Source organism: Sporosarcina sp. P19 (genome assembly GCF_002743165.1).
GTDB classification, from domain to species: Bacteria; Bacillota; Bacilli; order Bacillales_A; family Planococcaceae; genus Sporosarcina; species Sporosarcina ureae.
In genome coordinates, this window is record NZ_PDYR01000020.1 from 1 (window position 1) to 24821 (window position 24821).

Annotated in this window: 21 protein-coding genes; 9 read left to right on the forward strand and 12 right to left on the reverse strand. The window is 41.4% G+C overall.

Translation table 11 applies throughout. The features are described 5' to 3' along the window. Positions 1 to 515: 515 nt before the first annotated feature. Both CSV74_RS15355 and CSV74_RS15360 read right to left on the reverse strand, forming a co-directional pair. Positions 516 to 2186 (reverse strand): N-acetylmuramoyl-L-alanine amidase, encoded by a 1671-nt coding sequence (locus tag CSV74_RS15355; protein ID WP_099692335.1) that lies wholly within the window; start codon positions 2184 to 2186, stop codon positions 516 to 518. Between the two features lie 216 nt (positions 2187 to 2402). After that, positions 2403 to 3314, reverse strand: a complete 912-nt coding sequence (locus CSV74_RS15360) for a C40 family peptidase (RefSeq protein ID WP_099692336.1) — start codon at positions 3312 to 3314, stop codon at positions 2403 to 2405. Positions 3315 to 3606: 292 nt separating this feature from the next. On the opposite strand from CSV74_RS15360, the gene CSV74_RS15365 reads away from it, so the two are divergent. Together CSV74_RS15365 and murJ are read left to right on the forward strand one after the other, a co-directional pair. Next, positions 3607 to 4704 carry a glycosyltransferase gene (locus CSV74_RS15365; RefSeq protein WP_099692337.1) on the forward strand — a complete coding sequence of 366 codons (1098 nt, stop codon included), beginning with the start codon at positions 3607 to 3609 and terminating at the stop codon, positions 4702 to 4704. Beyond that, complete coding sequence (gene murJ / locus CSV74_RS15370; RefSeq protein WP_099692338.1) at positions 4701 to 5984, forward strand: murein biosynthesis integral membrane protein MurJ; 1284 nt, start codon at positions 4701 to 4703, stop codon at positions 5982 to 5984. The genes CSV74_RS15365 and murJ overlap by 4 nt, the downstream gene beginning before the upstream one ends. 190 nt (positions 5985 to 6174) lie before the next feature. On the opposite strand, the gene CSV74_RS16715 is transcribed toward murJ, so the two are convergent. After that, positions 6175 to 6351 (reverse strand): hypothetical protein, encoded by a 177-nt coding sequence (locus CSV74_RS16715; RefSeq protein WP_158231825.1) that lies wholly within the window; start codon positions 6349 to 6351, stop codon positions 6175 to 6177. Positions 6352 to 6614: 263 nt separating this feature from the next. Continuing rightward, positions 6615 to 8207: a SulP family inorganic anion transporter gene (locus CSV74_RS15375; RefSeq protein ID WP_099692339.1), complete on the reverse strand. Its 1593-nt coding sequence runs from the start codon at positions 8205 to 8207 to the stop codon at positions 6615 to 6617. A 202-nt stretch (positions 8208 to 8409) separates the two neighbouring features. Here CSV74_RS15375 and CSV74_RS15380 point away from each other — a divergent pair, with 202 nt between their 5' ends. Continuing rightward, positions 8410 to 9147, forward strand: a complete 738-nt coding sequence (locus CSV74_RS15380) for an SDR family NAD(P)-dependent oxidoreductase (RefSeq protein WP_029052585.1) — start codon at positions 8410 to 8412, stop codon at positions 9145 to 9147. A 70-nt stretch (positions 9148 to 9217) separates the two neighbouring features. Here the strand turns inward: CSV74_RS15380 and CSV74_RS15385 are convergent, their stop codons facing one another. From CSV74_RS15385 to CSV74_RS16965, 4 genes are all read right to left on the reverse strand, one after another. Beyond that, the gene (locus tag CSV74_RS15385; RefSeq protein ID WP_099692340.1) at positions 9218 to 9907 is read right to left on the reverse strand and encodes a C40 family peptidase; all 690 of its coding nucleotides are present in this window, start codon (positions 9905 to 9907) and stop codon (positions 9218 to 9220) included. A 348-nt stretch (positions 9908 to 10255) separates the two neighbouring features. Further along, positions 10256 to 11908, reverse strand: coding sequence for a b(o/a)3-type cytochrome-c oxidase subunit 1 (locus CSV74_RS15390; RefSeq protein WP_099692341.1), 1653 nt, complete (start codon positions 11906 to 11908; stop codon positions 10256 to 10258). Between the two features lie 3 nt (positions 11909 to 11911). Then, positions 11912 to 12412 (reverse strand): cytochrome c oxidase subunit II, encoded by a 501-nt coding sequence (locus CSV74_RS15395; RefSeq protein WP_099692342.1) that lies wholly within the window; start codon positions 12410 to 12412, stop codon positions 11912 to 11914. Between the two features lie 26 nt (positions 12413 to 12438). Next, positions 12439 to 12576, reverse strand: a complete 138-nt coding sequence (locus CSV74_RS16965) for a cytochrome c oxidase subunit 2A (protein ID WP_232321209.1) — start codon at positions 12574 to 12576, stop codon at positions 12439 to 12441. A gap of 339 nt (positions 12577 to 12915) precedes the next feature. Between CSV74_RS16965 and CSV74_RS15405 the strand changes: the two genes are divergently transcribed. Together CSV74_RS15405 and CSV74_RS15410 are read left to right on the forward strand one after the other, a co-directional pair. Continuing rightward, a complete protein-coding gene (locus CSV74_RS15405; RefSeq protein ID WP_037561358.1) occupies positions 12916 to 13620 on the forward strand; it encodes a glucosamine-6-phosphate deaminase in 705 nt (234 codons plus the stop codon). A gap of 1000 nt (positions 13621 to 14620) precedes the next feature. Further along, entirely contained in the window at positions 14621 to 15079 is a 459-nt protein-coding gene (locus CSV74_RS15410; RefSeq protein WP_099692343.1) for a C40 family peptidase, read from the forward strand. Between the two features lie 98 nt (positions 15080 to 15177). On the opposite strand, the gene CSV74_RS15415 is transcribed toward CSV74_RS15410, so the two are convergent. Beyond that, positions 15178 to 16086 (reverse strand): accessory Sec system S-layer assembly protein, encoded by a 909-nt coding sequence (locus CSV74_RS15415; protein WP_099692344.1) that lies wholly within the window; start codon positions 16084 to 16086, stop codon positions 15178 to 15180. Beyond that, positions 16083 to 18446, reverse strand: coding sequence for an accessory Sec system translocase SecA2 (secA2, locus tag CSV74_RS15420; protein WP_029052577.1), 2364 nt, complete (start codon positions 18444 to 18446; stop codon positions 16083 to 16085). Before secA2 ends, CSV74_RS15415 begins: the two co-directional genes overlap by 4 nt. Positions 18447 to 18734: 288 nt before the next feature. Here secA2 and CSV74_RS15425 point away from each other — a divergent pair, with 288 nt between their 5' ends. After that, complete coding sequence (locus tag CSV74_RS15425) at positions 18735 to 19778, forward strand: glycosyltransferase family 4 protein (protein WP_029052576.1); 1044 nt, start codon at positions 18735 to 18737, stop codon at positions 19776 to 19778. 454 nt (positions 19779 to 20232) lie between these two features. Here the strand turns inward: CSV74_RS15425 and CSV74_RS15430 are convergent, their stop codons facing one another. Together CSV74_RS15430 and CSV74_RS15435 are read right to left on the reverse strand one after the other, a co-directional pair. Next, positions 20233 to 21264 (reverse strand): LCP family protein, encoded by a 1032-nt coding sequence (locus CSV74_RS15430; RefSeq protein ID WP_099692345.1) that lies wholly within the window; start codon positions 21262 to 21264, stop codon positions 20233 to 20235. Positions 21265 to 21408: 144 nt separating this feature from the next. Next, on the reverse strand, positions 21409 to 22041 hold the full coding sequence (locus CSV74_RS15435) for a YigZ family protein (protein ID WP_099669820.1): 633 nt from the start codon (positions 22039 to 22041) through the stop codon (positions 21409 to 21411). Positions 22042 to 22191: 150 nt separating this feature from the next. Here CSV74_RS15435 and CSV74_RS15440 point away from each other — a divergent pair, with 150 nt between their 5' ends. The 3 genes from CSV74_RS15440 to CSV74_RS15450 are packed head-to-tail and all read left to right on the forward strand — an operon-like array spanning position 22192 to position 24675. Further along, positions 22192 to 23340 (forward strand): sensor histidine kinase, encoded by a 1149-nt coding sequence (locus tag CSV74_RS15440; RefSeq protein ID WP_199170370.1) that lies wholly within the window; start codon positions 22192 to 22194, stop codon positions 23338 to 23340. Positions 23341 to 23368: 28 nt separating this feature from the next. Further along, the gene (locus tag CSV74_RS15445) at positions 23369 to 24049 is read left to right on the forward strand and encodes a response regulator (protein ID WP_099669821.1); all 681 of its coding nucleotides are present in this window, start codon (positions 23369 to 23371) and stop codon (positions 24047 to 24049) included. 59 nt (positions 24050 to 24108) lie between these two features. Continuing rightward, positions 24109 to 24675, forward strand: a complete 567-nt coding sequence (locus CSV74_RS15450) for a nuclear transport factor 2 family protein (RefSeq protein WP_099692346.1) — start codon at positions 24109 to 24111, stop codon at positions 24673 to 24675. The last annotated feature ends 146 nt before the right edge of the window (positions 24676 to 24821 follow it).

The following is a 24821-nucleotide window of genomic DNA, read 5'->3' on the forward strand; positions in this document are numbered from 1 at the left end:
GGAAGTTCGCCTGTCTCTGTCTCCTCGCTACGCCTACCACAGCAGGCGCCTTCGTTGCGTCGAGTGTAGGGCAGTTCGTAGACTTCTTTCGCAAGCAATACATACTAGATATCATGATGTAGCTGATATTTTTTACTATTAGAACCACAACGAAAATAACTACCCCTCAGTAGCACAGGCACAACTGCGGGGTAGGCCGTGGCCAGGAGACAACTGGCAGCACTACCGCCAGCTGGCTCCTGGCTGGAGGCAATCCCCCACGTGCCTGTGCGGGTCTAGAAAAACGAACACTCGGAAATTTCAGTCCCCAACAACCAGTCGAGCAACGCCCCAACAAAAAAGTGACAAAGACCCGCAGCCGCATAGTCTTTTCCCCACCGCGTTTATAGGTAGGGTACTAGACGCAATTCATCATTTCACCATCCTACTTATAATCACAACCTAAAGAATGACCACTCAACCGCATTCATTCCATAAAAAAACCTCCTAGAACATATCTAGGAGGGGAGAAGACATTATTGCTTGCTGTAATATTGATACAGACCTGTATAGATCGCATCAGCATAAATATTCAAATACTTCTCGCTTGTCAACTTCGCATAATCTTGTGAATTAGTAATGAAGCCTAACTCCACAAGAACAGCAGCAACGTTATTATTCTTAATTACATAGAAGCCCTTATTCTTCACGCCACGATCAGACATATTCGCTTTTTGAACAATGTTACGCTGAATGAATGAAGCTAAATCGCGGCTTTCTGTTGCGTTTACGTTAGAAGAAGAATCATAGAAAACTTCCGTTCCTTTTGCAGCAAAACCTGCTGCGTTTACGTGAATCGATACGAATGCCTCTGCGAAATTCTTCTTAGCGAAATCTGTACGTGCTTGAAGTGTATAATACGTATCGTTGGAACGTGTCATGAGAACTTTAGCGCCAGCATTCTTTAGTTTCGCTTCCACTTTCTTTGAAACGTTCAATGTGATGTTTTTTTCAGATTTACCATTCTTACCTGCACCTGGATCATGTCCACCGTGTCCAGCATCGACCACGATGATACGATCTTTTAATGGATTACCTGTTTGATTCAAGAATTTCAAATACGTCTTGTGCACATAACCTGTCGTGCTGCCCGTGCGGATCTTAGCCCAGTATCCAGAGATAGAGAGGACTTCTACTTTCTGACCTGATTGAAGCTTACCCACAGTAGAGGCACTGGAATTACCTGCTGAACGTACATTTAAATTATTTACAGTAACTTTACCCATTGTTTTCGCAACAGGCGTTGGTTTTGGTGTAGTGACAGGTGGTTTTGGGGCCGGTGTATCCGGTTTAACGTCATTTAAATTAGGTGTCGTGAAATATTCATGAATATATCCTTCTACACCATTAATATTTACTTTCAACCAAATGCCTTGATTTCCTATTACTTCTACCACTGTACCGTTAGGCAACACATGAATAATAGCAGAGGACTCGGAAGGTGCGCTACGTACGTTCAATGGATCTGTATCATCACCCGTTGCAACGCGTACATACTTTACACTGGATTGCTGGTCTGGCGTTTTAACAGTTAATGCAAACTGCTTGTCCATCGCACGTGCAACGAATAAGGCAAATTGTTTACGTGTTAACAAATTATTCGGTAAGAATTTCTTGTTGTCACCTTGTGTAATACCTGCATAATACAAGCCATTGATCCGGTCAGCGTATTTATGGTTTTTCACATCATCCATACCTAAAGGTTTTTGGCTCGTTACTTTTTCGGATAAGTTAAACGCTACTGACATCGCATAAGCCATTTCATCCCGTTTAATTTCTTCGTTCGGTTTGAAGTTATTCGCGTCAGTGTTAGGGAAGTATCCTTTTTGAAGTGCGATGTTAGCAAACTTGTATTGTTCGCTAGTTGGCTTCAAACCATTAATCTCCATGTTTTTTAACTGTGTGTTTTGAGTGCCAGTTGCAATAACGAGCATCTTGGCAACATGTGAACGTCGTAAGTTATCTTGAGGGTTGAATTTAGGAGTTTGATTGATAATTCCTTTTTCAGCTATGTAATGAACTTCTTTAAAATATTCACTTTTGGCGGGGACGTCGGAAAACTTGAAGCTTGCAAATGACTGGAGAGGTGCGAGAGCTAAGATGGTTAGCAGCAACAGTCCGACTGTTGCCCATTTAAATTGTTTCATGAGATCCTCCTTAAAATATAATTTATTACTAGACTCATAGGTTCATTTTACCAGTTATGAAAACTAATTACTAGATATTTTCGACATGGTTCGTAATATAGCAATATTATGGTTATGATTCTTCATTACTACTTAAGGAAGGGTGGTACTGAAGAGGGAGAAAGAGCTGAAGGCAGAGAAAACCGAATGCTCTAGTTTGAACATTCGGTAGGGTCATCAATTATGGATACGTTCGATGAATTTATTTAGTTGGCCAACGGATACTTTGTCTGACAAACCATATGTACCGTCTAGGTAGCCAGTTGTAATTTCATGATAGAATAAGATGTTAATATATTCTGTTGCCCAGTGACCATTCGGAACGTCAGAGAAATTCGCGATTGCAGAACCTCTTAGTTCAAATGCACTTACTAAAACTTTTGCCATTTGAGCGCGAGTTAATTCTTTATTTGGATTAAAGTTACCTGCATCGCCAGAGAAGATATTCGCTTCAGCGACTGCGGATATTGCTTTGTAGTGAGGATTTGATTCATCTACGTCTTTAAATGTTGTGTTAACTGTTGTCATATCAAGGTCTAACTTTTCAGCTAGTACCTGCGCTATTTCACCGCGTGTTGCATAAACAATTTCTTTAACAGGAGCAGACGCAGCAACCTTTTTCTCTTCTTTTGCTACGTTATCAGTGAAGTTCGCTACGCGACGTGCACCGATATAACGGCTCTTCCAGTAGTATGGATCATCCAATGATGATACCATGACACCTTTGCTCACAGAAGCATGGATGAAGTTATTAGATCCTATATAGATGCCAACGTGTGATACGCCGCGACCTGATGTATTGAAGAATACTAAATCTCCAACTTCTAGATTGCTTTTAGAAATGGAAGTGCCGACTCCAATTTGTTGACCAGTCGTTCTTGGAATAGAAAGACCTTCTTTATTGAATACGTATTGTGTGAATCCTGAACAATCAAAAGCTGTAGGAGTTGTCCCACCTAAACGATAAGGTGTTCCCATATAATTTTTCGCTGTGTTTACTAATGAAGTTGGTGAGTTTGCGGAAGCAAATTCTGGTACAAATGAAAAGAATAGTAGACTTGCCATGACCAGAGTTAATAGACGTTTCATGCTGTTCTCAAATTCCCCTTTCGCACAATCACTATTGTGCTTTGTAATCTAGGAATATATTAGCACGGATAAACATAGAAATTATTACATTTATATTACAAGAGAATTACACACTGACACACGAATGAAATGTTAGTATAAATAACTAATAGTATTTATATTAATCTAAATAGATGAAATAGTCAGTAAATGGTTATTGCGACTTTATATCCGCGTGGTATGTGGTATAATCATTCAACATATAAAAAAGCATAGTAGTTTATGACAGTACGTAATAAAGGATGAGTTATAAGTGCCTAAAGTAGTAGTGTTTAGTAATATGTATCCTTCCACTGAGCATCCAACCTATGGAATCTTTGTGAAAAATCAAGTGGAACAAGTAAAAAATGAGGGTGTAGACGTTAAAGTTATCGCCATTCATGATCCGGGTAAAGGTAAAATCGGAAAAATAACCAAATATCTATCATGGGGAATTCAATCCCTTCTATATGTCTTACAACATAAAAAGAAAATCAGCATCACACATGCGCATTATGCGTTTCCGACTGGACTCGTGTCGTTGCTCGTAAAGAAATTATGGAAGATACCGTACGTTGTGACAGTGCATGGTGGAGATCTAGATAAAATGGCTAAGAAAAGTCCGCGGATCACACAACTCACTAAACGTATTTTACAAGAATCTTCAGTAGTGATTACAGTCGGGGAGAAGTTGCGAAATGATGTCATCCATGACTATGGTATAGCCCCTGGTAAAGTAGAGGTTATGAGTATGGGGGTCGATACGGGTATTTTCAAACCAATGGGCCAGGAAGAAGTTCGGCTTTTATTGGACGTGCCTTTAAATGAACGTGTAATACTCTTTGTAGGAAACGTCATTGAAGCAAAAGGCGTTATAGAATTGACTGATGCATTTGAACAGTTACAAGAGGCGCATGACGATCTTCTTCTATATATAGTAGGTTCACAAAAGGACCAGCGTTTTGCGGCAGAAGTGAAAGGGAAAGTCGCTAACAATACGGGCATACGCTTTAAAGAACCCGTTAGCCAGACTGAACTGGCGAAATGGATGTCGGCAGCGGATATTCTCGTTCTTCCTTCTTATCATGAAGGTTTCGGCTTAGTAGCACTCGAAGCGCTCGCATCAGGATCCAAAGTCGTAGCGACCAATGTTGGAGGTCTTCCTTATTTATTGAAAGACGATGTCGGGACCCTAGTTGAGCCACGAAATGCGCAAGCTTTAGCTGATGGACTCGAGGAAGCGCTTGCGAATGAAGTGACAAGAGAGCAGCATGAAGTGACGCAACAAGTGATTCAGCAACATTCTTCAATAGTAATCGTCAAAAGGTTGAACGATATCTATGAGCAGAATGGAAAGGGATCTTCTAAATGAGTAAATTATTCAAGATCATTGGTACTGTTGCCATCATTAATATTGTAGCAAGATTGTTTGGCTTCGGGCGCGAAGTCGTAATCGGCATACAATACGGTACCTCGACAGTAGCGGATGCCATCGCAACAGCGTATACGATACCGAACTTTATTTATCTAGTGCTCGGCGGGGCGTTGACGACTGCCTTTATCTCAATCTACCATTCTTCAAATATGGATAGACCATTATTTGTGCGCAAGGCATTCACAACAGTTGTCATAACTGCCACGCTCGTTACATTAGTAATTGTCGCATTGACGAATCCGATTCTACATCTATTCTTTAAAGAATTAAGTGATGAAGACTACACATTAGTAAGAAACCTCTTCCTTTGGATGATGCCTTCTTCTATTGTTTTGGTCATGTCGACATGGATGAGCGGGTTATTGAACATTAATGATCGCTTTCAGTTATCGAGCCTTGCGATCTTGCTGTATAACGCAGCATTTGTTGGAGTGGGCTTTGCACTAACGAAATGGCTTGGACCTGAATCATACGGTGTCGGTGCAATGGTCAGTGCGATCCTAATGGGACTCTTCCTATATTGGGGGATCAAACGTGCCGATCTGTCATCACTAAAACCTTCATTCGGCATGCCGACGGATATTAAAAGAATGTGGTGGCTGGCACTTCCGATTTTATTCGGTGGTGCATCCTTGCAGTTCTACTTCGTTATTCACCGAATTGCAGCCGGGGGATTAGGGGAAGGTGCGATTTCTTCTATTAACTACGCATCAAAACTAACAGGCTTTCCACAAGCCATTCTCATGACAGCTGTAACGACGGTGATCTATCCAATGCTCGCGAAGAAAGAAGGCGAGGGGGATACGAATACGGTCAAGGCGCTCTACAAGAAAGGTATGCTCTACATGGTCGCGTTACTATTGCCCGCGACGGTGTTCTGCTACTTCCTAGCTGAGCCACTAATCCGCTTGGTATTCGGTTATGGGAACTTTGATGAGAAGTCCATTATGCTAACGGTACCGGTGTTCAAAGTATTCGCTTTGTCGATGTTCTTCTTGGCGGCTAATACATATGTCACTCGTTTTTATTATGCGAAAGGTAATTCGATTACGCCAATCATTTTTAGTTTGATTAGCGTGTTTGGAATTAATATCGGTATTATTTATGCGTTTGTTGATCAGATTGGTGCGCAGGCCATTGCGTACGGTACGGTGATCAGTGCCGCAGTGAACTTCCTATTACTTGCGGGATATGCCCGATTTAAATGGAAGTTGTAATGATAAGAAAAAGCTTCCGCTCAGTTAATAATTGAGAGGAAGCTTTTTTCGTAGTTTTAAGTGACGGCATGGGGGAATTGTTATTTAAAGCCAATTAGGGACTACGTGATTTTGGGATTACGTTTCTGTTAAGCTTGCGAAATTAGCGGCATTAGGTTGTGGTTCTCGCAAGTGCTTTTCTTTGTCCTGTTTAATCAGGAGGTTGTGGTTTAGCTGGCAGTGTAAGTGGCAAGTTCATTGCCTCCACTACGGCGCTGGTGGATGGCTTTCGCAAGGAGCCACAGACAGGAAAGTGCGCCTGTCTCTGTCTCCTCGCTACGCCTACCACAGCAGTCGCCTTCGTTGCATCGAGTGTAGGGCAGTTCATATACTTCCTTTTCAAAAATAGAAGATCAGAATCACTACGTCATTGATTTTATTCTAGTTAAAACCACAACCTAAATTAATACCGCTCAGTAGCGCAGGCACAACTGCGGGGTAGGCCGTGGCCATGAGACAACTGGCGGCACTTTGCCAGCTGGCTCCTGGCTGTAGGCAATCCCCCACGTGCCAGCGCGGGTCCAGAAAGCAGACACACACTAACTTCAGTCCCCAACAACCAGTCGAGCAACGACCCAATCACCCCAACACTCACAACATAAAGAAATTATCCTCACCGATCTTGTCATACAAACCACTACGTTTGAACAAGCTCACTTTCTCAGGAGGCACTTTTTTAAAGATGAGTCGCTTGTTTTGGCGACCTGCTTCGTCGAGCATGGCAGAAAGGGCCGCTTCGCCTGTTGCATCTATAGCTGTTAGATTTTTCATGTCTAAAATGATCATCTTCTGTTCAAGATTTAATAGTTCAGGATACCGATCTTCAAAGTACTTCGCCGTACCGAAGAACAAAGGACCGGAGATTTTGAACTTAATCAGCTCGGATTCATTTTCTGGAGACAATTTGAACTTCTCGACGTCGGTCAATTTACTCTTTTTAATATGTAAAGAGCCACTCATCTTGCGTAAGAATGACAGGGCAGCGAGTAAGATTCCGACTTCGACTGCGATCGTTAGATTCACGAATATCGTCAACAGGAACGTTGTCAGTAACACAAGTGAATCCCCAGAGCGTAACGAAGCGATCTGAGCAAAGGCTTTACGTGAACTCATATTCCACGCAACGAACATTAAAATCGGCGCCATTGCAGCTAATGGTATATAAGAAGCGTAAGGTGCGAATAGTAATAAGAACGCTAATACAAATAAGCTTTGCACGACGCCGGATATCGGGCTGATTGCGCCTGAGCCGATATTTGTGGCGGTACGGGCGATGGCACCTGTTGCTGGGATTCCACCGAATAATGGTGTAACGATATTCGCGATACCTTGCCCGAATAATTCTTTCTTGGAATCATGTTTCAGTACTTTACTTTTCATTCCATCTGCAACGACCGCGGATAGTAAAGATTCGATTGCACCGAGTGCGGCAATAATTAAAGCGGGTTGCCATAGGTTTACCAGTTTGGCGAGTGTAATCTCTGGAAAATGAAAACTAGGAAAATGTTGCGGAATACCACCGTATGCTGTGCCGATCGTTTCCACTTTACCTGGGAAAAACAAAATCGAGCAAATAGTAGGAACTAACAGTGCAATAAGTAGCAACGGAACCTTTGGAGCGAGTTTTGGCAAAAGGAAGATCACGACTAAACCGATTGCGGCAGTCAAAATACTAAATGTGTTGACGGTATGAAAATGACGGGCAATTTCCATCATACTTTCATGGAAAAACTCTTTTTTCTCCACTCCTGTCAATCCAAAAAAGTTTTGGAATTGTCCAGTGAAAATAATGACGGCTATCCCAGCGGTAAACCCTATCGTCACTGATCGGGGGACGAAATGAATGAGATTACTGACACCGAGAAAGCTCATGATGACGAGGAGGATACCAGCGAGAAATCCAGCGATCAGAAGGTCTTCATAACCGTATTGCAGCACAATAGCCAGTAATATAGGAATGAATGCGCCAGTAGGCCCCGCAATTTGGTAACGTGAACCACCTAGCAAGGCGACTAAAAGACCTGCGATGATCGTCGTATACAGTCCGTATTCGGGTTTCACACCGGAAGCAATTGCAAAAGCCATCCCAAGCGGAATGGCTACAATTCCAACAGTAATCCCTGCAATTAAATCCTGCCGGAAACCCGCTGCATTATAATGAAGATAACGTTGATCTTTGAACATAACTGTTCACTTCTCCCATTTATAGAGTATATATACATCTCTTATTATATCGTATGCATATGGTCTATACAAGGTATGTATAAAGTGAGAGGTGTAGAAACGTACAGTATTCGATACAGATTATGTCAAACAGAATAATTGAACTGCATATAGTTTAGTGTTAAAGTATATTACAGTAATAACAATAAAGGAGAGATATACTATGAGCAGATTACAAGATAAAGTAGCATTCATTACAGGTGGAGCATCGGGTATGGGTGAAATGATGGTAAAGCAATTCACGGCAGAAGGTGCAAAAGTAATTGCAGCGGATATCAATACAGCGGCACTTGAAGAAAAGTGGGGCGGGCAGGACAATATCTTCACGATCAAATTAAATGTAACTGAAGATGCAGAGTGGGAAGACGCAATGAAAAAAGCGGTTGATCACTTTGGTAAAGTTGATATTCTTGTGAATAATGCGGGTATCTCAACGGAAAAAACTGTGGATCAAATCACAATTGAAGATTGGCGCAGACTTTCAGATATCAATAGCTTCGGTACATTCCTTGGTATGAAGCATGCTTCAAAATATATGAAAGAAGCGAAAAAAGGTGCAATCGTCAATATTTCATCTTATACTGCTTTGATTGGTATGGGCTTGAATCCTTACTCTGCTTCAAAAGGTGCAGTACGTGCGATCTCTAAAGCCGCAGCGGCGGAATATGGACATGCAGGAATCCGTGTGAACACAGTATTCCCAGGCGTGATCCAGACGCCAATGGTTGCAAATCTTGAAGAGTCGAAAGCTCAACTTGATATATTGAAGAAAATGACGCCACTACAACGTTTGGGTCAGCCGGAAGATGTAGGGAATGCCGTACTCTTCTTAGCATCAGATGAAGCATCGTATATTACAGGCGCAGAGCTTGTCATTGATGGTGGATATTCTGCACGATAATCAAAACAATAAATAAAACGGGTTGTCCTACAAGTCATGATGACTTACAGGACAACCCGTTTTTCATTAATTATTTTACATCTACAAAGCGCTTGAAGCCCATAAAATGTGAGTTCCAATATGAAGAATCTAGTGAAGCAATTTCGATTGCTTTCGTTCCTGCATGAATGAACTTATTGTCTCCGAGATAAATACCGATATGCGAGATGCCGGGACGATATGTATTTTCAAAGAATAATAAATCTCCTACTACCGGATTTTTTATGAATAGTGAACGGTTATAGAAACCGATTGTATCCAATCGAGGAACTTTAACACCTGCTTGGTTGAATGCGTAGTAAATGAATCCACTGCAATCAAATCCTGATGGTGTCACGCCTGCCCATACATAAGGAGTACCTAGTAACGGCTGTGTGATGTCTACTAATTTTTTACCTAACGCCTGGCTAGTAGTAGCAACGGTTGGCTGTACCACTGGCTTGCTTGATGATAATGTACCAAATGAGTTAGTAGAAGAGACAGCTTTTGAAGAGTTCGCTTTATTTTCTACTATTAGTTTCTGTTTAACTTTGATAGTATTAGAAGTAAGAGAATTCAGACGTTTCAGTTCAGTTACCGTAATCTTGTACTGAGTGGAAATTTTGTAAAGAGTTTCTCCTGCTTGCACGACATGTGTTTTGGTTGCAGCTGCAACACTGCCAACTGAGATGCTGGTTGCAAGCATAAGAGAAGCAATCGTGGCTAGGGCAATTTTCTTCATTTCGACGTATCTCCTTTTAGTATGGTAGATTTGGTACTTTATACTACTGAGTGTTAACCAATAATTAAACCTATGAACCTATCATACAATACACTATTGGATATTAAACGTATATTTAGACTTATTTTAAGTAAATAGTTTACTAGTTAATTAGATTTATAATATATAAAAGCACTACAGATTTCATTTTTATTATAAGTTGTTGATGCTAAAGGACTACTGCGTGCAGCAAGTCACTATGTATCTTATAGGTAGTTGCCATACGCTATGTTCATTGTCATAAACCAAGTTATAAAAAAACCTGAAAAATCCGAAGTCATATTCGGGATTCTTCAGGTTTTTTGTTGTTTAAGAACGTCCAATTGGCCAGTCGAATGGAATGGATCCAGGAGGGGAGTGCTTAATGATATCGATCATTGGTATCGTGTACGCGAATAGAATCAATGCGATCGTAATACCAATCCACAAATACCAGTTCTCCAAAATCTTTGGGGATTTCTCAGCATCTACTTCTTCTTCAGCGATTGGATATTCTTCATAACCGCGTGGTGCAAAGAATGCCAATTGAATGAAGATGTAGAACATCAATAAGATCCCAACGAATAAGATGATTCCGCCGACAGCTTGCCACATCTGATAACTAATCCATGTAGAAACTTGATCTCCGCCTGCGTACTCGGAGAATGCTGAACGACGTGGTCCACCAATCAAACCTTGAATGTGCATTGAAGTAGACATAATCGTCATTCCGATTGCCCAGATGAATGTCTGAATGATTCCCAATTTATTTAATCTAGGAGTCAACCGGCGACCCGTCAAGTGAGGAATCAACCAATAGGCAATACCGAAAAACGTTAAAATCACTGTTGTTGCAACTGTTAAATGGAAGTGACCTGTAATCCAAATCGTGTTGTGGACAAGAGAGTTTACTTGGTGAGAAGCGTTAATAATACCGCCTGCCCCACCCGGAATGAACGCTGCCATACCAACGAATGGTGCTAAGAAGCGAACATCTTTCCAGGGAAGTTTTTTAAACCAACCGAATAGAGAGTTATAGCCTTTTCTTCTGCCTGTGATTTCAAATGTAGCGAATAAAGAGAACGCAGTCATCAATGAAGGGATGACTACCATGAACGTTAAGACTACTTGAATGAACTTCCAAGTCGGATCAATACCTGGTTCGGTCAATTGGTGATGGAATCCGACGGGAATCGAGAACATCAACAATAGAATAAATGCGAGTCTTGCTAACGAATCACTGAATAGTTTTCCACCGATGATTTTCGGGATGATTGCATACCAAGCCATGTAAGCAGGTAACAACCAAAAATATACGAGCGGGTGACCGAAATACCAGAATAATGTACGTGTTAATAATACGTTGACTGTGGCGACGTAACCAAGTGACCAAGGCAAGATTAATACGATGACTGAATACGCTACACCAAGTGTTGCGACGAACCACATAATCATATTAATGACTACCATGAATGCTAGTAAAGGAGACTTTTCACCTTTATGGGCTTTCTTCCATACATATAGTTGACGGAAGTTAGTGAATGCAGCAATCCAGCTACCTACAATTACTAATGTCAGACCGATGTAGAAAATAGGATGTGCGCGAAGTGGGGTATAGAATGTATACAATACAGACGCTTCACCTGTTAAAATCATCCATGCGGATAATACTGTACCCACCAACATGACCCAGAATGAAATCCAGCCCCACATTAATTGTTTATCTGAAATTCCGACTGTTTTCCCCATAAGAGAAAATTGGAAACCGACGATGAAGAACGTAGTCAATACTAAACCGAGTATGACACCGTGCGTTGTTAAGATCGTGTAGTAATCAATGTTGAATGGTAACGTGTATTTACCGGAACGTACTAATGTCTGAAGCAGTCCCATCAATCCACCGACTAAAAGGGAGATGAATGTGACATGCATAAAGGCCATATATAGTCTGGATTCTTTTTTTGAGAAATTAAATATTTCCATGAGTTAGTACACCTCCACTGTGCCGAACATCAAATGGTGACCGATGCCGCAATATTCATTACAGACTACTGTGAAATCGCCATCGTTTTTCATAACGGATTCGAAGCGACTAATATGTCCAGGCTCGACCATCATGTTGACATTTGTGCCTGCCACTTGGAATCCGTGGACGACGTCTTTACTCGTTACTTGAAAAAGGACTGTGGAACCTTTTGGAACGCGAATCGTCTTAGTAGCGGTTCCGTCTTCTTCTTTGCCAAAGTCATAGTTGAAAGCGGAAGCGACAATATTGACAACGTATTTCCCGTCAGCCACTTCTGTTAGACCAAGATTGTCAGGTTGGAATGATTCATTCGCTTCGACGTTTTGTGGATCAATTGTTTCGATGTGACTTTGTGGATGTGTTCCTTTCCAGAACGCTGCAAAGCCGATAATGAGTAAGAATAAAACCAATGATGCTAAACCGAACACAAGCCATACTTTTTCATACTTATGCAAATGCATAATGTTTCCTCCTCTACTGCTGATTATTATCTAGATAAGAATAATCCGTAAGCGCCGAACCACATGACAAGAATGGCGATCCCGACGATCATCACCATGATCAAAGTACCTTTTAAATTCGTCTCTTCTTTTGGTTGATTTGTAGAAGATATCTTCTTGCTCAATACGGCCACCTCCTTGTCTGGATAGAATTCATACTTTCATCATAGTCCTGCTAGGGGAATAAAGAATTAGGGAAATCCCTATGAATAGTAGATAAAGAGTGTTGTTCACAATATGTTCAATCACTTTACATGCTTTTGTCATACACATCTCGCTGTAATTATGATTCAGACTAGTATGAAGGTACTGTCTGAATAGCTCGTCAGATGCACATGGAAATTCTAGCGTAACAGTGAGTAGAGTAAGGAATACTAAGTGAGAAAACATGTATTCAATGTTGACCGTATGTTTAATTAAAATTATAATATAATAAGGTAAAACCTAGGAAGCTGGTGTATGAAATGGAAAATGTGAAATGGATTGTAGTGAAAAATCCTGAAGAAGGCGCGAAGGAAGTATTTAATCTAATTTCTGAAGAACTTCAACATAATAGATTGCATGTACTTGGATTAGCTACAGGCAGCACGATGATTCCGATTTATAATGAATGGACTAATTCGTCTCTAGATTTTTCAAACATTACAGCATTCAATTTAGATGAATATGTCGGTATTGACGCTGACAACCCGAATAGCTATGCATACTTTATGAATCAACATCTATTCAGCAAAAAGCCATTTAAAGAAACGTATATTCCAAACGGTATGGCTGAAGATTTAGATAAAGAGTGTAAAGAATATGAGGATCAATTGAATTCTCACCCGTTAGATATTCAACTTCTTGGGGTGGGAGAGAATGGTCATATCGCTTTCAACGAACCAGGAACATCATTCGACTCAGTCACACATGTTGCGACACTGACAGACTCTACATTGGGGGTTAATAGTCAGTATTTCGAAAACGATGATAAGATTCCGAATATCGCATTGACGATGGGAATCTCTTCTATTATCAAGTCGAAGAAGTTAATCATGGTTGCATTTGGTGAGAAGAAGCGTGCGGCGATGGAGAAATTAAAAGCTGGAGAGGTAACGGCAGAGTGGCCGATTACCAAGTTATTGCATCATGAAGATGTAATTGTCATCACAGATCTACAGCTTGATTGAGTAGAATAGAGTAGGATGAGAGGCTATCCTGGAAGTGCAAGTTGACTTCCGGGATAGCCTTTTTGTGTGAAGTGGTTTTAATTGTGACGGTCATCTGTACTACTTTAGTGTTGATGGATGGGACATTGCTACGCCTACCACAGCAGCCGCCTTCGTTGGATTATGTGTAAGGCAATTCATATACTTCTTTTTTAAAAGCAGAAAATCAGGATCGCCAAGTTGCAGATCTTCCTATTAGAACCACAACCAAAATAAATACCACTCAGCAGCGCAGGCACAACTGGCGCGAACTTTCGCCAGCTGGCTCCTGGCTGTAGGCAATCGCCCACGTGCCTGCGCGGGTCCAAAAAGCGAACACGCACTAACTTCAATGCCCAACAACCAGTCGAGCAACGTGCCCAACAAAAAGTAACAAAGACCCGTAGCCGCATAGTTATGCTGCCAACTACGTTTCTAGGTTGGGTAATGTACGCTCTTTCTCTTTTCACTAGCCCAATTAAAACCACAACCTAACAGAATAACCACTCAGTAGCGCAGGCACAACTGCGGGGTAGGCCGTGGCCAGGAGACAACTGGCGCGAACTTTCGCCAGCTGGCTCCTGGCTGTAGGCAATCCCCCACGTGCCTGCGCGGGTACAAAAAGCGAACACTCACTAACTTCAGTGCCCAACAGCCGGTCGAGCAACGCCTCAACAAAGAGTGACAAAGACCCGCAGCCGCCTAGTCTTTCCGCCAACCGCGCTTCTAGGTTAGGTACTGTATACAACTCCTAGCACCTTAACACCATGCAATGCAAAGTAATCGTCGCAGTATACAATTGACTGAACGTCTCCATTTGTCAATTTAAGACACAAATATTTCGAAGTGTAATATATTGTTTAGTATTGAAACACTCTTGTTACATTACTGTAATAATTCAAGAGTTTGGTAAATGCTAAGATAAATAGACATAAACAGACAAGCAAACTAGTAAAAATACATACTATCATCGGAGGAACTTATGAATCTATTTCAAAAGGTCATTTCAGTCTTAGCACTTTCCACACTTCTGATCGTCTCACCATTTGCAGGACAAGCAGACGCAGCTGGCAAAACAACAAATATCACTAAAACAGCTACTAGCTTAACGGGTATCAAATATCGCTATGGCGGTACGACAAGAGCAGGATTTGATTGTTCAGGTTATGTTGGTTATGTATTCAAGAAAAATGGTTTGAAAGTAGCGAGAACTTCTCGTGCAATGTATGCATCTGGGCGTGCTGTTAAGAAATCAAGTCTTCGCAATGGCGATCTAGTATTCTTTAACACAACAGGACGCGGCGTTTCTCACGTTGGAATCTATGTTGGAAATGGCAAGTTCGCGCATGCTTCTACATCAAAGGGTGTGCGTGTAGATAGAGTAAATGATTCGTACTGGGGCAAGCGTTATATAGGTGCCAAGCGTGTTGCAGGTATTTAATAGAAGAGACATCGATCTTCCTTAAGTGGAAGATCGATTTTTTTGTGAAAAAATACCGGATAGGAGAGGGGGGATGCCCCAATCTTATCCGGTGAATATTAATTCGTTGCGTCTTGTGGAACGCGGATTGTCCAACGAGAGAAATCCGGTTCTTCTTTCTTTACTAATTCCTTAGGATAGATGAATGTCCAAGGAGTCGTGCTGTTTGCTTTCACGGAAAGTGGAGGATTCAGGTCGAATGTTCCTCGAGCTACCAATTCTCCTGTTGCATCTATCAATTCAAGCGGCAACTTTTCGATGTTGATTTGTTTAGAGTGGCCGTTACGAACAAATACAGATGCTGCGATAGTTTGGTCATCTTGTGATTGGATTTGGAAACCAGCGATATTCACTTCGCGTGGCTTCAATTTCGGAAGATCGCTTACAATGTTAGCCAACGCTTCCTTTTGCTCGGCAGGGAGTTGTTCTTCCCATGTAGGTGCAAGCTCCAATTGATGCGGCATCATCGAGTGAACGTTGAATGCGAGCTTCCAGTTCGTTGCGGGAATTTCTTCTGCCAATTGATCTTTCTTTTCAAAAACAAATACCCATGGACGTGCACTGCGCGCTGGGATTTCACCTAACTCGTTCAAATCAAACTCTGCAGATGCTGCGGTATTGCCTTCTTCATCAAGTAATAATAACTCAATTTCGCCTACAGTGATTGCTTCATCAAGTGAAGAGCGGAAGAATGCTTTGACTAACCAGCTACCGTTTGCAGGTTCCAAATCGATATCGATACCTGATAGGGAAATTTGATTGGGGTTTAATGGCTCTAGTTCATTTGCTAGGAAACGGAAAACATATTCCTGCTCTTGTGTTAGACTCCATTGCTCATGAAGAGATAGTTCTGTTTCGATATCTTCATCGCCTGAGCCTGCTTGGCCGTTTTCTAAAATTTCTTCGGATTCAACTGTACTGTCCAATCCCGTTTTATCGGTTTTTTTGAATAAATTGAAGAGTTTCATTGGGAAACCTCCTGTTGTGTATTGAGTTGCTTCATGAATGCGATAATTTCGGACGCAATATCCCGGCGCAGGCGTTGATAGTGCTTGGCGAATAACTGCAAGCCTTCACGCTGGTAAATACGCATAGGATCTTCTTGTCCGTATGAACGCAATCCAATTCCTTCTTTTAGGCGAGTCATTACTTCTAAATGCTTAACCCACATCGTGTCAATATAGCTCAACATGACTTGTGGTAACAGTTGACTCACTTGTTCATTATCAGTGAAAGTGTCGATAAATGCAAACAACTCTGCCATTTCTTCATCGTACTCTTTCATTATATCTGTGGTTCTATCTAATGAATGGGGGAGCTTAACTGGCGTCAGTAATAGCGCGTTCATAGTCCGTTCAATACGCTCGAAATCCCAGTTGTCGGCGATTTCATTATCAGGGCAGCTATCTAGAACAACGAACTCAACCGTTTCTGACAACATGGTCTTAAGTTTTTCGAAAATATCCTTGCCTTCTAGTACGCGGTTACGTAAGGAATAAATGACTTCACGTTGATCATTGATGACATCATCTAATTTTAGGTTATATTCACGCATAGAGAAGTGTGCGCCTTCAACGATACGTTGTGTGCGTTCCGTCAGTTCATGTACTTCAGGATTGAGTACTTTACCATTGTCATCAGTACGGACTTTCGTCAAAAATTTCTCGAGTTCTTCTGGAGAGAAGCGCATGTACATTTCATCTTCTAAAGAAAGATAGAATTGACTTTCTCCATGGTCTCCTTGACGACCTGAACGGCCTCGTAACTGATTATCTACACGGCGACTCTCATGTTTTTCTGTACCTAATACAAATAGTCCACCATTTTCTTCCACGCCTTCACCGAGGACGATATCCGTTCCCCGACCTGCCATATTAGTAGCAACGGTAATATTGCCTGCTTGTCCAGACTCGGAAATCAATGAAACTTCCTGCTCCACACTTTTCGCATTCAATAGATGGAACTTCAATCCTTCATCACGTAAATACTTGGCGACCGCTTCGGATTGAAGAATGGATGTTGTACCAACCAATACTGGTTGCCCTTTCGCATGACGTGCAGCTACTTCTTTTGCTACTGCTTTATACTTTTCTTCTGTTGTTCTGAAAACGAAATCTGGTGCATCGATACGTGCACGTGGACGGTTCGTTGGGATTTGGATTACTTCCATATTATAAACTTCACGGAATTCCTTATCTTGGGTTTTCGCAGTGCCCGTCATTCCGCAAAGCTTTGGATACATGCGGAAGTAGTTCTGAATGGTAATTTGAGCTTGTGCTTTATTTTCGTCTGTAATATCGACGCCTTCTTTAGCTTCAATTGCCTGGTGAAGCCCATCTGATAATGTTCTACCTTCCATAATTCGGCCGGTGAACATATCTACCAATTCAATTTTTCCGTCGCGTACGATGTAATCGACATCACGCTTGAAGATGACGAAGGCACGGACCGCTTGGATAACGTAGTGATAGAGTGTTTGGTGATCTAAATCATATAAATTGTCGATACCGAATGCTTTCTCGACTTTTTCGATTCCTTGTTCCGTGAGGGAAGTGGCCTTTGTTGCTTCGTCAAAGTCAAAATCCTCTTCGACTTTAAAGCGTTTGGCTAGGCGGGCTGCGATATGGTGAAGGTCCGCATCAGCTTGCGTTTTGCCTGCTACAATTAATGGTGTCTTCGCTTCGTCGATCAAGACGCTGTCGACTTCATCGATAATAGCGAAATGATAAGGTCGCTGCACTTTTTGAGAAGTGTGCTGCACCATATTATCCCGTAAATAGTCGAAGCCGAATTCTGTACCTACACCGTACGTAATATCTGCTTCGTAAGCGGCTTGTTTAGCTGGTCCTTGCATCATGGGTACATTCAATCCGACAGTCAATCCAAGGAAACGATGAATTTGACCGATTTGATCAAAGTCCCGTTTTGCCAGATAATCATTCACTGTAATGACGTGAACGCCTTTACCTTCAAGCGCGCGTACATATGAAGGTAGAGAAGCAACAAGTGTTTTACCTTCACCAGTCGGCATCTCAGCAATATTGCCTTCCGTTAATACAGCACCACCGATTAGTTGCACATCAAAATGGCGCATACCGAGAACCCGTTTAGATGCTTCACGCACAACTGCGAATGCATCCGGCATAATGGTCTCGACGGTTGCGCCGTCTGCTAACTGTTGTTTGAATTGATCTGTCATTCCAGAAAGACCCTCATCAGACATAGCGATATATTTAGGTTCCAGTGAATTAATCTGCTCCACAATTTTGCGGTATTTACGCAACTGACGTTCACTCGTTCCAGTTCTACGTTTAAAGATTTTCAACATGAATTAGACGCTCCTTTATAAATCTCTATCTATAATGAGAGATTCCTATCTATTTTACCAAAAGGGTGGACAAAAGACTATCTATATATTGAAAGAGAAGAACGATAGATGTATCACGACTGATCACATGTAAAATGGACAAAACCTTGTTGTGTCGGTGTTTAGTAGTGTATGCATGTAAGCAAGTAAGGGAATAGATGAGTAATGCATTCTAAATGATGAAATCTAGCAACAATCATGTTATACTAAAAGGTGATATGTACGTAATGCTAATTGGGGAGGAAAGACATGTTATTCATTGCAATGTCTGTAGCTTTTATCGCTGCAATTATACTAACACCGCTAGTCATCAAATTCGCGTATCGGATCGGTGCGGTTGACCGCCCCAATTATCGGAAAGTCCACGCGAGAATCATGCCTAGAATCGGCGGGCTCGCAATCTTCGGAGCGTTTATTATTGGATATGCTATATTATTGCCGAAAGACGAGCACGCAGTCAGCATCCTAATCGGTGCAGTACTGATCGTCATGATTGGCTTTTTAGACGATATGCTGGAAATAACAGCAAAAGCAAAAATGTCAGGCCAACTAGCAGCTGCGTTGGTCGTTGTACTATGGGGCGGATTACAAATTGAATTCATCAACTTGCCGTTTCTTGGTCAGCTCGACTTTGGGTATTTAAGTATTCCGATCACGATCATTTGGATCATCGGAATCACGAACGCCGTCAACTTGATTGACGGATTGGATGGTTTGGCAGCAGGAGTTTCCACTATTGCGCTTATTGCTATTACGGTAATGGCCCTATTAATGGGAGATGTCTTTGTTGCTGCAACGGCTTCTATATTGGCAGCTAGTTCGCTTGGATTCTTATTTTTCAACTTCCATCCAGCGAAAATTTTTATGGGCGATACGGGATCACTCTTCCTTGGATTTATGATTTCGGTACTGGCATTGCTCGGCTTTAAGAACGTTGCCGTTGTATCACTAGTTATTCCAATTATCATGTTAGGTGTTCCAATTTCAGACACGTTCTTTGCGATTGTTCGACGAGTTCGCATGAAGCAGTCTATTACTGCAGCAGATAAGTCGCATTTGCATCACTGTTTATTGCGTGTAGGCTTCTCGCATAGACAAGCTGTGCTTACGATTTATGGTATTGCGATTTTATTCGGAGCAGCCGCTGTATTGTTCTCACAAGCTACAGTGTGGGGTGCGTTGCTACTGATTTTCGTTATGTTGATTGTGATTGAGCTGTTTGTAGAGTTGATTGGTTTGGCAGGGGCGAATTATCGTCCGTTGTTAAATTTAGTACGCATGATTGGTAAATAAATATAACGAGTCCTTGTCTGCTGCAAAGCGGATGAGGGCTTTTTTGTTGTAATTAAACTGAAATGGAAAGATCCGGGTAGGGGAGGGAGCCGTTGATCGAAGCTCCAGGCTGACGCTTTCCCATGGGCACGCGGTGAGCCAACCAGGTAGCTATGCTCTCTTTTGGTTGTCTCGCCTAATCGGGCTGATCCATCGGGAGTCGCCGCCTTGCGCTTACGATCAACTAGTGTCATTTTCTGAATTTATAAAGTGAAAATCAAAGTTATTTCCGCTTGTGATCTTGAATTTTGTACTTAAATAGATTCGATGAACAAAATTAAGTCAGTTAATAACTTCAATGTACTCTCAAACTATTTATAGTCGCAAATCCCATCTACTCTCTAATTGATACTTTTTTCTCTATCTATCCAAAAAAGCGATGAAACCAGTTAAGGTCTCATCGCTTCTGAATGAACTATTGATAATCGGTTTGTGCGGATACGGAGGATTGGTCCGTGTTTAGCTCAGTTAAAGAAGAAGAGTCGGGAATCAACCCTAGATGGGATTTCAAAATCTGCTTTACTTCTTCTAGCTTCTGCTCATCCAACTTGTAATAATAAATACCTGTCGACATGTCGTCATAACCTGTCAACGTGATGGTATCAACATCCGGAAGTCCGCTTTTTATATACTGTATGAACGATAACATTTGTTTGGATGTCATGTCGGTCTTCATGTTATCGCCAAGTGCATTGATCACGTCCCCGTATTTTGTAATGGATGTAATCGATGTCGCTTCTTTGATCATCGCCTGAAGAATCATTTGCTGACGTTTGCCGCGCTCGATATCATTATCGAGTTTACGAGTACGTGCTAGGGCTAACGTGTGGCGTCCGTCTAGGCGTTGGAAGCCTGGCATAAGATGAATTGCATTTTTATCATTTTCATCTTTCTCTATACGCTCGTATGGAACTTCGACTTCTACACCGCCAAGTGCATCTACTACATCTATGAATGCATTAAAGTTCATTTTGACGTAATAGTTGACGGGAACATCGAATAGTTCTTCGACTGTATCAATAGAAGCTTTAGTACCACCGTAGGCATGAGCATGTGTGATTTTATCTTTATAGTTTACCTGTGGAATATAAACATGTGAATCACGGGGAATGCTGACGAGTTTTACACTTTTTGTTTTAGGGTTCAGAGTTGCGAGTACCAGTGCATCTGACCTACCGTTTTCTCCTGTTTCTTGCCGCGTTTCGCTTTCATCTACGCCAATCAACAAAATTGACACTTTATCTTTTGCGGGTTCTACATATATTTCTGGCGGTTCTGTCTTAGCGATGGGTTCATAAGAACGATCTAGTACGTTCACCGCTTGATTATGCAGCTTGAATGCATAAGCGGCAACGCCTATGATCGCTATGAAGAACGTAAAAAATGCTATTTTCAAGAAGCGTTTTGTTTTGGACGCGTTCTTTTTCTTATATTCTGCTCTTTTCATTTTATACCTCCAGGGTGTACGGCAGAAAAAAACCGTCAGTGGCAACTCTTTACATGAAAACTCGTAGTGATGTAATGAAATCAGACCTACTGCTCATAAAGTTTACCTTCTATCATTATACCCGCTTTTTGATTGGACGTATAGTCAGATGTCGAACTCTAGAAATTTATGTCCGGTTGTGGCGATGACCGCCTGACCGTTCGTTAACTCCATCATCCATTCCTGAAAAATCCCCTGATCTTCTTCAGGAACATATAAAAAGAGTTCAACGTCCTCTTCATAGACGATCTCTTTTAACGGGTAATCGGATTGCCGTACTTCATTTTCTACTTTGCCTAGCCATGTGTAATCAATAGAAGTTTTAACTAGTGTGTGTAATTTTCTTTCCACAACACCTGTTGCGGCAATGCCTTCAGAAGCTGCTTTGCCATACGCACGAATTAATCCGCCACCGCCGAGTTTAATGCCGCCGAAATAGCGAGTCACGACAATCGCGGTATCTTTTAGCTGTTGCTTTTTGAGAACTTCCAAAATAGGAAAGCCGGCTGTACCTGAAGGCTCCCCGTCATCGTTCGCTTTTTGGATCTGGTCATGTTCTCCTATGATATAGGCAGAACAATTATGAGTAGCTGTATGATGGCTTTTTTTGATGTCCTGTATGAAGTCCAGTGCCTCCTGTTCTGTCTCGACTCGTTTGACAAATGACAGAAAACGGGATTTTTGGATGACGAATTCACTCTCTCCGTATAGTTTTACGGTTTTATAATTAGCTCGCATTTGTCGTACCCCCTACATTTGTAATATACTTATAATACTTATTCATCATTAAAATGATATACTATATATGAAGTGTATAAGTATTTAGGCTAAACTGCAATAATGCTCGCTTTGCGAATTTTCACATAAACGGGTGCGGGAGGGAGTTCTTTGAACGATAAGGCAATTGACATTCAACAGATGGAGAAAATCTTTGGCAACATGGTAAATGTAATGGATCGTTCAAAAAGCGACATTTTCTTAATTAGTGAACAAAGCCGCCGAAGTTTTGAAGAGATGCAAAAAGAGTTAGCAGAAGTGAAAGAAAGTATTTCTCATGTGATAACAGAAGGCGATTCCTTAGAGGATATGTCACGTCACTCAAGAAAACGTCTGGCTACTGTATCAAAAGACTTTGAAACATACAGTGAAGATGAAGTTAAACAAGCTTATAGTGTAGCGAATGACTTGCTTGTACGCGCCTCCATCAATAAAATGGAGGAGAAACAACTTCGTGAAAGACGGGATGAACTTGAACGTCGACTGATGTTGCTGCTCTCTACAATTGAAAGAGCGGACCAACTTGTAAACCAAGTAACCACTGTGATCACATATTTAACATCTGATTTGAAAAATGTAAGTACAGCACTGGAAACGGCTCGCCATAAACAAGATTTTGCGGTTCAGATTATTCAGGCCCAAGAAGAAGAGCGTAAACGTTTATCACGTGATATTCATGATGGACCTGCGCAAATGCTGGCCAATGTCTTGATGCGTTCGGGTTTAATTGAAAAAACATTTGTTAAGCATGGCCCAAAAGAAGCGATGCAAGAGCTATCTTACCTAAAAGAAATGGTTAGAGGTGCGCTATCTGAAGTACGTCGTATCATTTATAACTTGCGACCTATGGCTTTGGATGATTTAGGACTAGTTCCGACATTGCGAAAGTATTTATTGACCATTAGTGAATACGAGGCGCCGCTAATCATTCATTTTCAAAGCAACGGAGCAGAAGAGAGATTTGCTTCTAATTTTGAAGTAGGTATTTTCCGTCTGATCCAGGAGTCAGTTAATAACAGTATTAAACATGCGAAAACTGATGAAATATGGGTGAAAATCGAATGGTTACGCGAATCAGTTAATATAGTAATTAAAGACCGAGGTCTGGGCTTTGATACAAATGAAGTAAAAGAGAAATCATTTGGTTTAATTGGAATGCAAGAACGTGTGGAGTTATTGAAAGGGAAAATGAAGGTCATTTCGAAAGTCGGAGAAGGCACTTCGATACTTTTTCAAATTCCATTGGATGAAGATCTGTAAGTAAGGTATTTACTGGGAGGAATAGGATATGGAAGCGACAAAAATTTTGATAGTAGATGATCACCAATTATTCCGTGAAGGAGTTAAACGGATTTTGGATTTTGAAGAATCATTTAACGTAGTAGCAGAAGGCGACGATGGTGTTGAAGTAGTTGAGTTGTACAGAGAGTATGAGCCAGACGTAGTGCTGATGGATATTAATATGCCACGCATGAATGGTGTAGACGCGACTGAGCAATTAATAAAAGAATTTCCGGATGCGCGCGTCATCATGCTTTCCATTCATGACGACGAATCCTACGTAACACACGCTTTGAAAACAGGTGCTCTCGGCTATATGCTAAAAGAAATGGATGCAGATGCGATTATTCAAGCGATCAAAGTAGTAGCGAATGGTGGCTCATACTTACATCCGAAAATCACGCATAATTTAGTAACAGAATTCCGTCGTTTGAGCGAGAGAGAACATAAAGGATCCTTCCAGCAGAACGACATTCGTCGTCCACTCCATTTATTGACGAAGCGCGAATGTGAAGTTCTACAATTGTTGACAGATGGCCAGAGCAACCGGACAATCGGTGAAACACTCTTCATCTCAGAAAAAACTGTGAAAAACCACGTTTCTAGCATTCTGCAAAAAATGAGTGTAAATGACCGTACACAAGCTGTTGTTACAGCAATCAAAAATGGTTGGGTAGAAGTAAAATAATTAAAAAAAGAAAAGGTCTTTGCATGTTGAAGGCCTTTTTCTCTACGTAGGAGGGGCATATGAAGAAAAAAATGGTAGTCGCATCCATGGCATTAGTGCTCGTGTTAGGTGCATGCGGTAACGCAGATGAAACGAATCAGAACGATCCTGAAACTGGCGAAGCAGCACCAGGCAGTGGCGCCATCGATCATGGAGTAGATGAAAATAAAGTAGGATTCAGCATGTCAGGTGACAAAGTCGAAGAAGCTACAGACGTACCAAAAGAAGATAAAGAAGAAATTCTAGCTGCTTTTGATAACTACATCGAAACATTGAACAATCAAGACGTAGAAGGTTATCTGACTACACTTTCTACTAAAGGCTATGATCTCGAAGAAGAGCGTCAGGCTACGGAAGAAATGCTTGAGAATTCTACGATGAAACGTGAAACAGATAATGAAACGATCGTAAAATATTCAGGTGATAGCGCACAGTTATTTTCTACATTGAAAACGACATTCACGGATATTGAGACAGACGTAGAAAATACACATGAAGGTCGCCAAGTGACTGTATTCAATAAAGAAGATGGCGCATGGAAAGTGTTTTCAATCCACTTTATTGGTGATGAACCAGTAAAAGAATAAACCGCTTGATATGTTGAGTTAGCGACAAAACTTCCAGTGAGTACAACTGGAAGTTTTTTTATGCGAAAAAAAGCCATACTACAAGTACTTGCTTTTCTCCGCTATTGGAATTATAATTAAATTAAGAACGCATGTTCTGTAAGGAG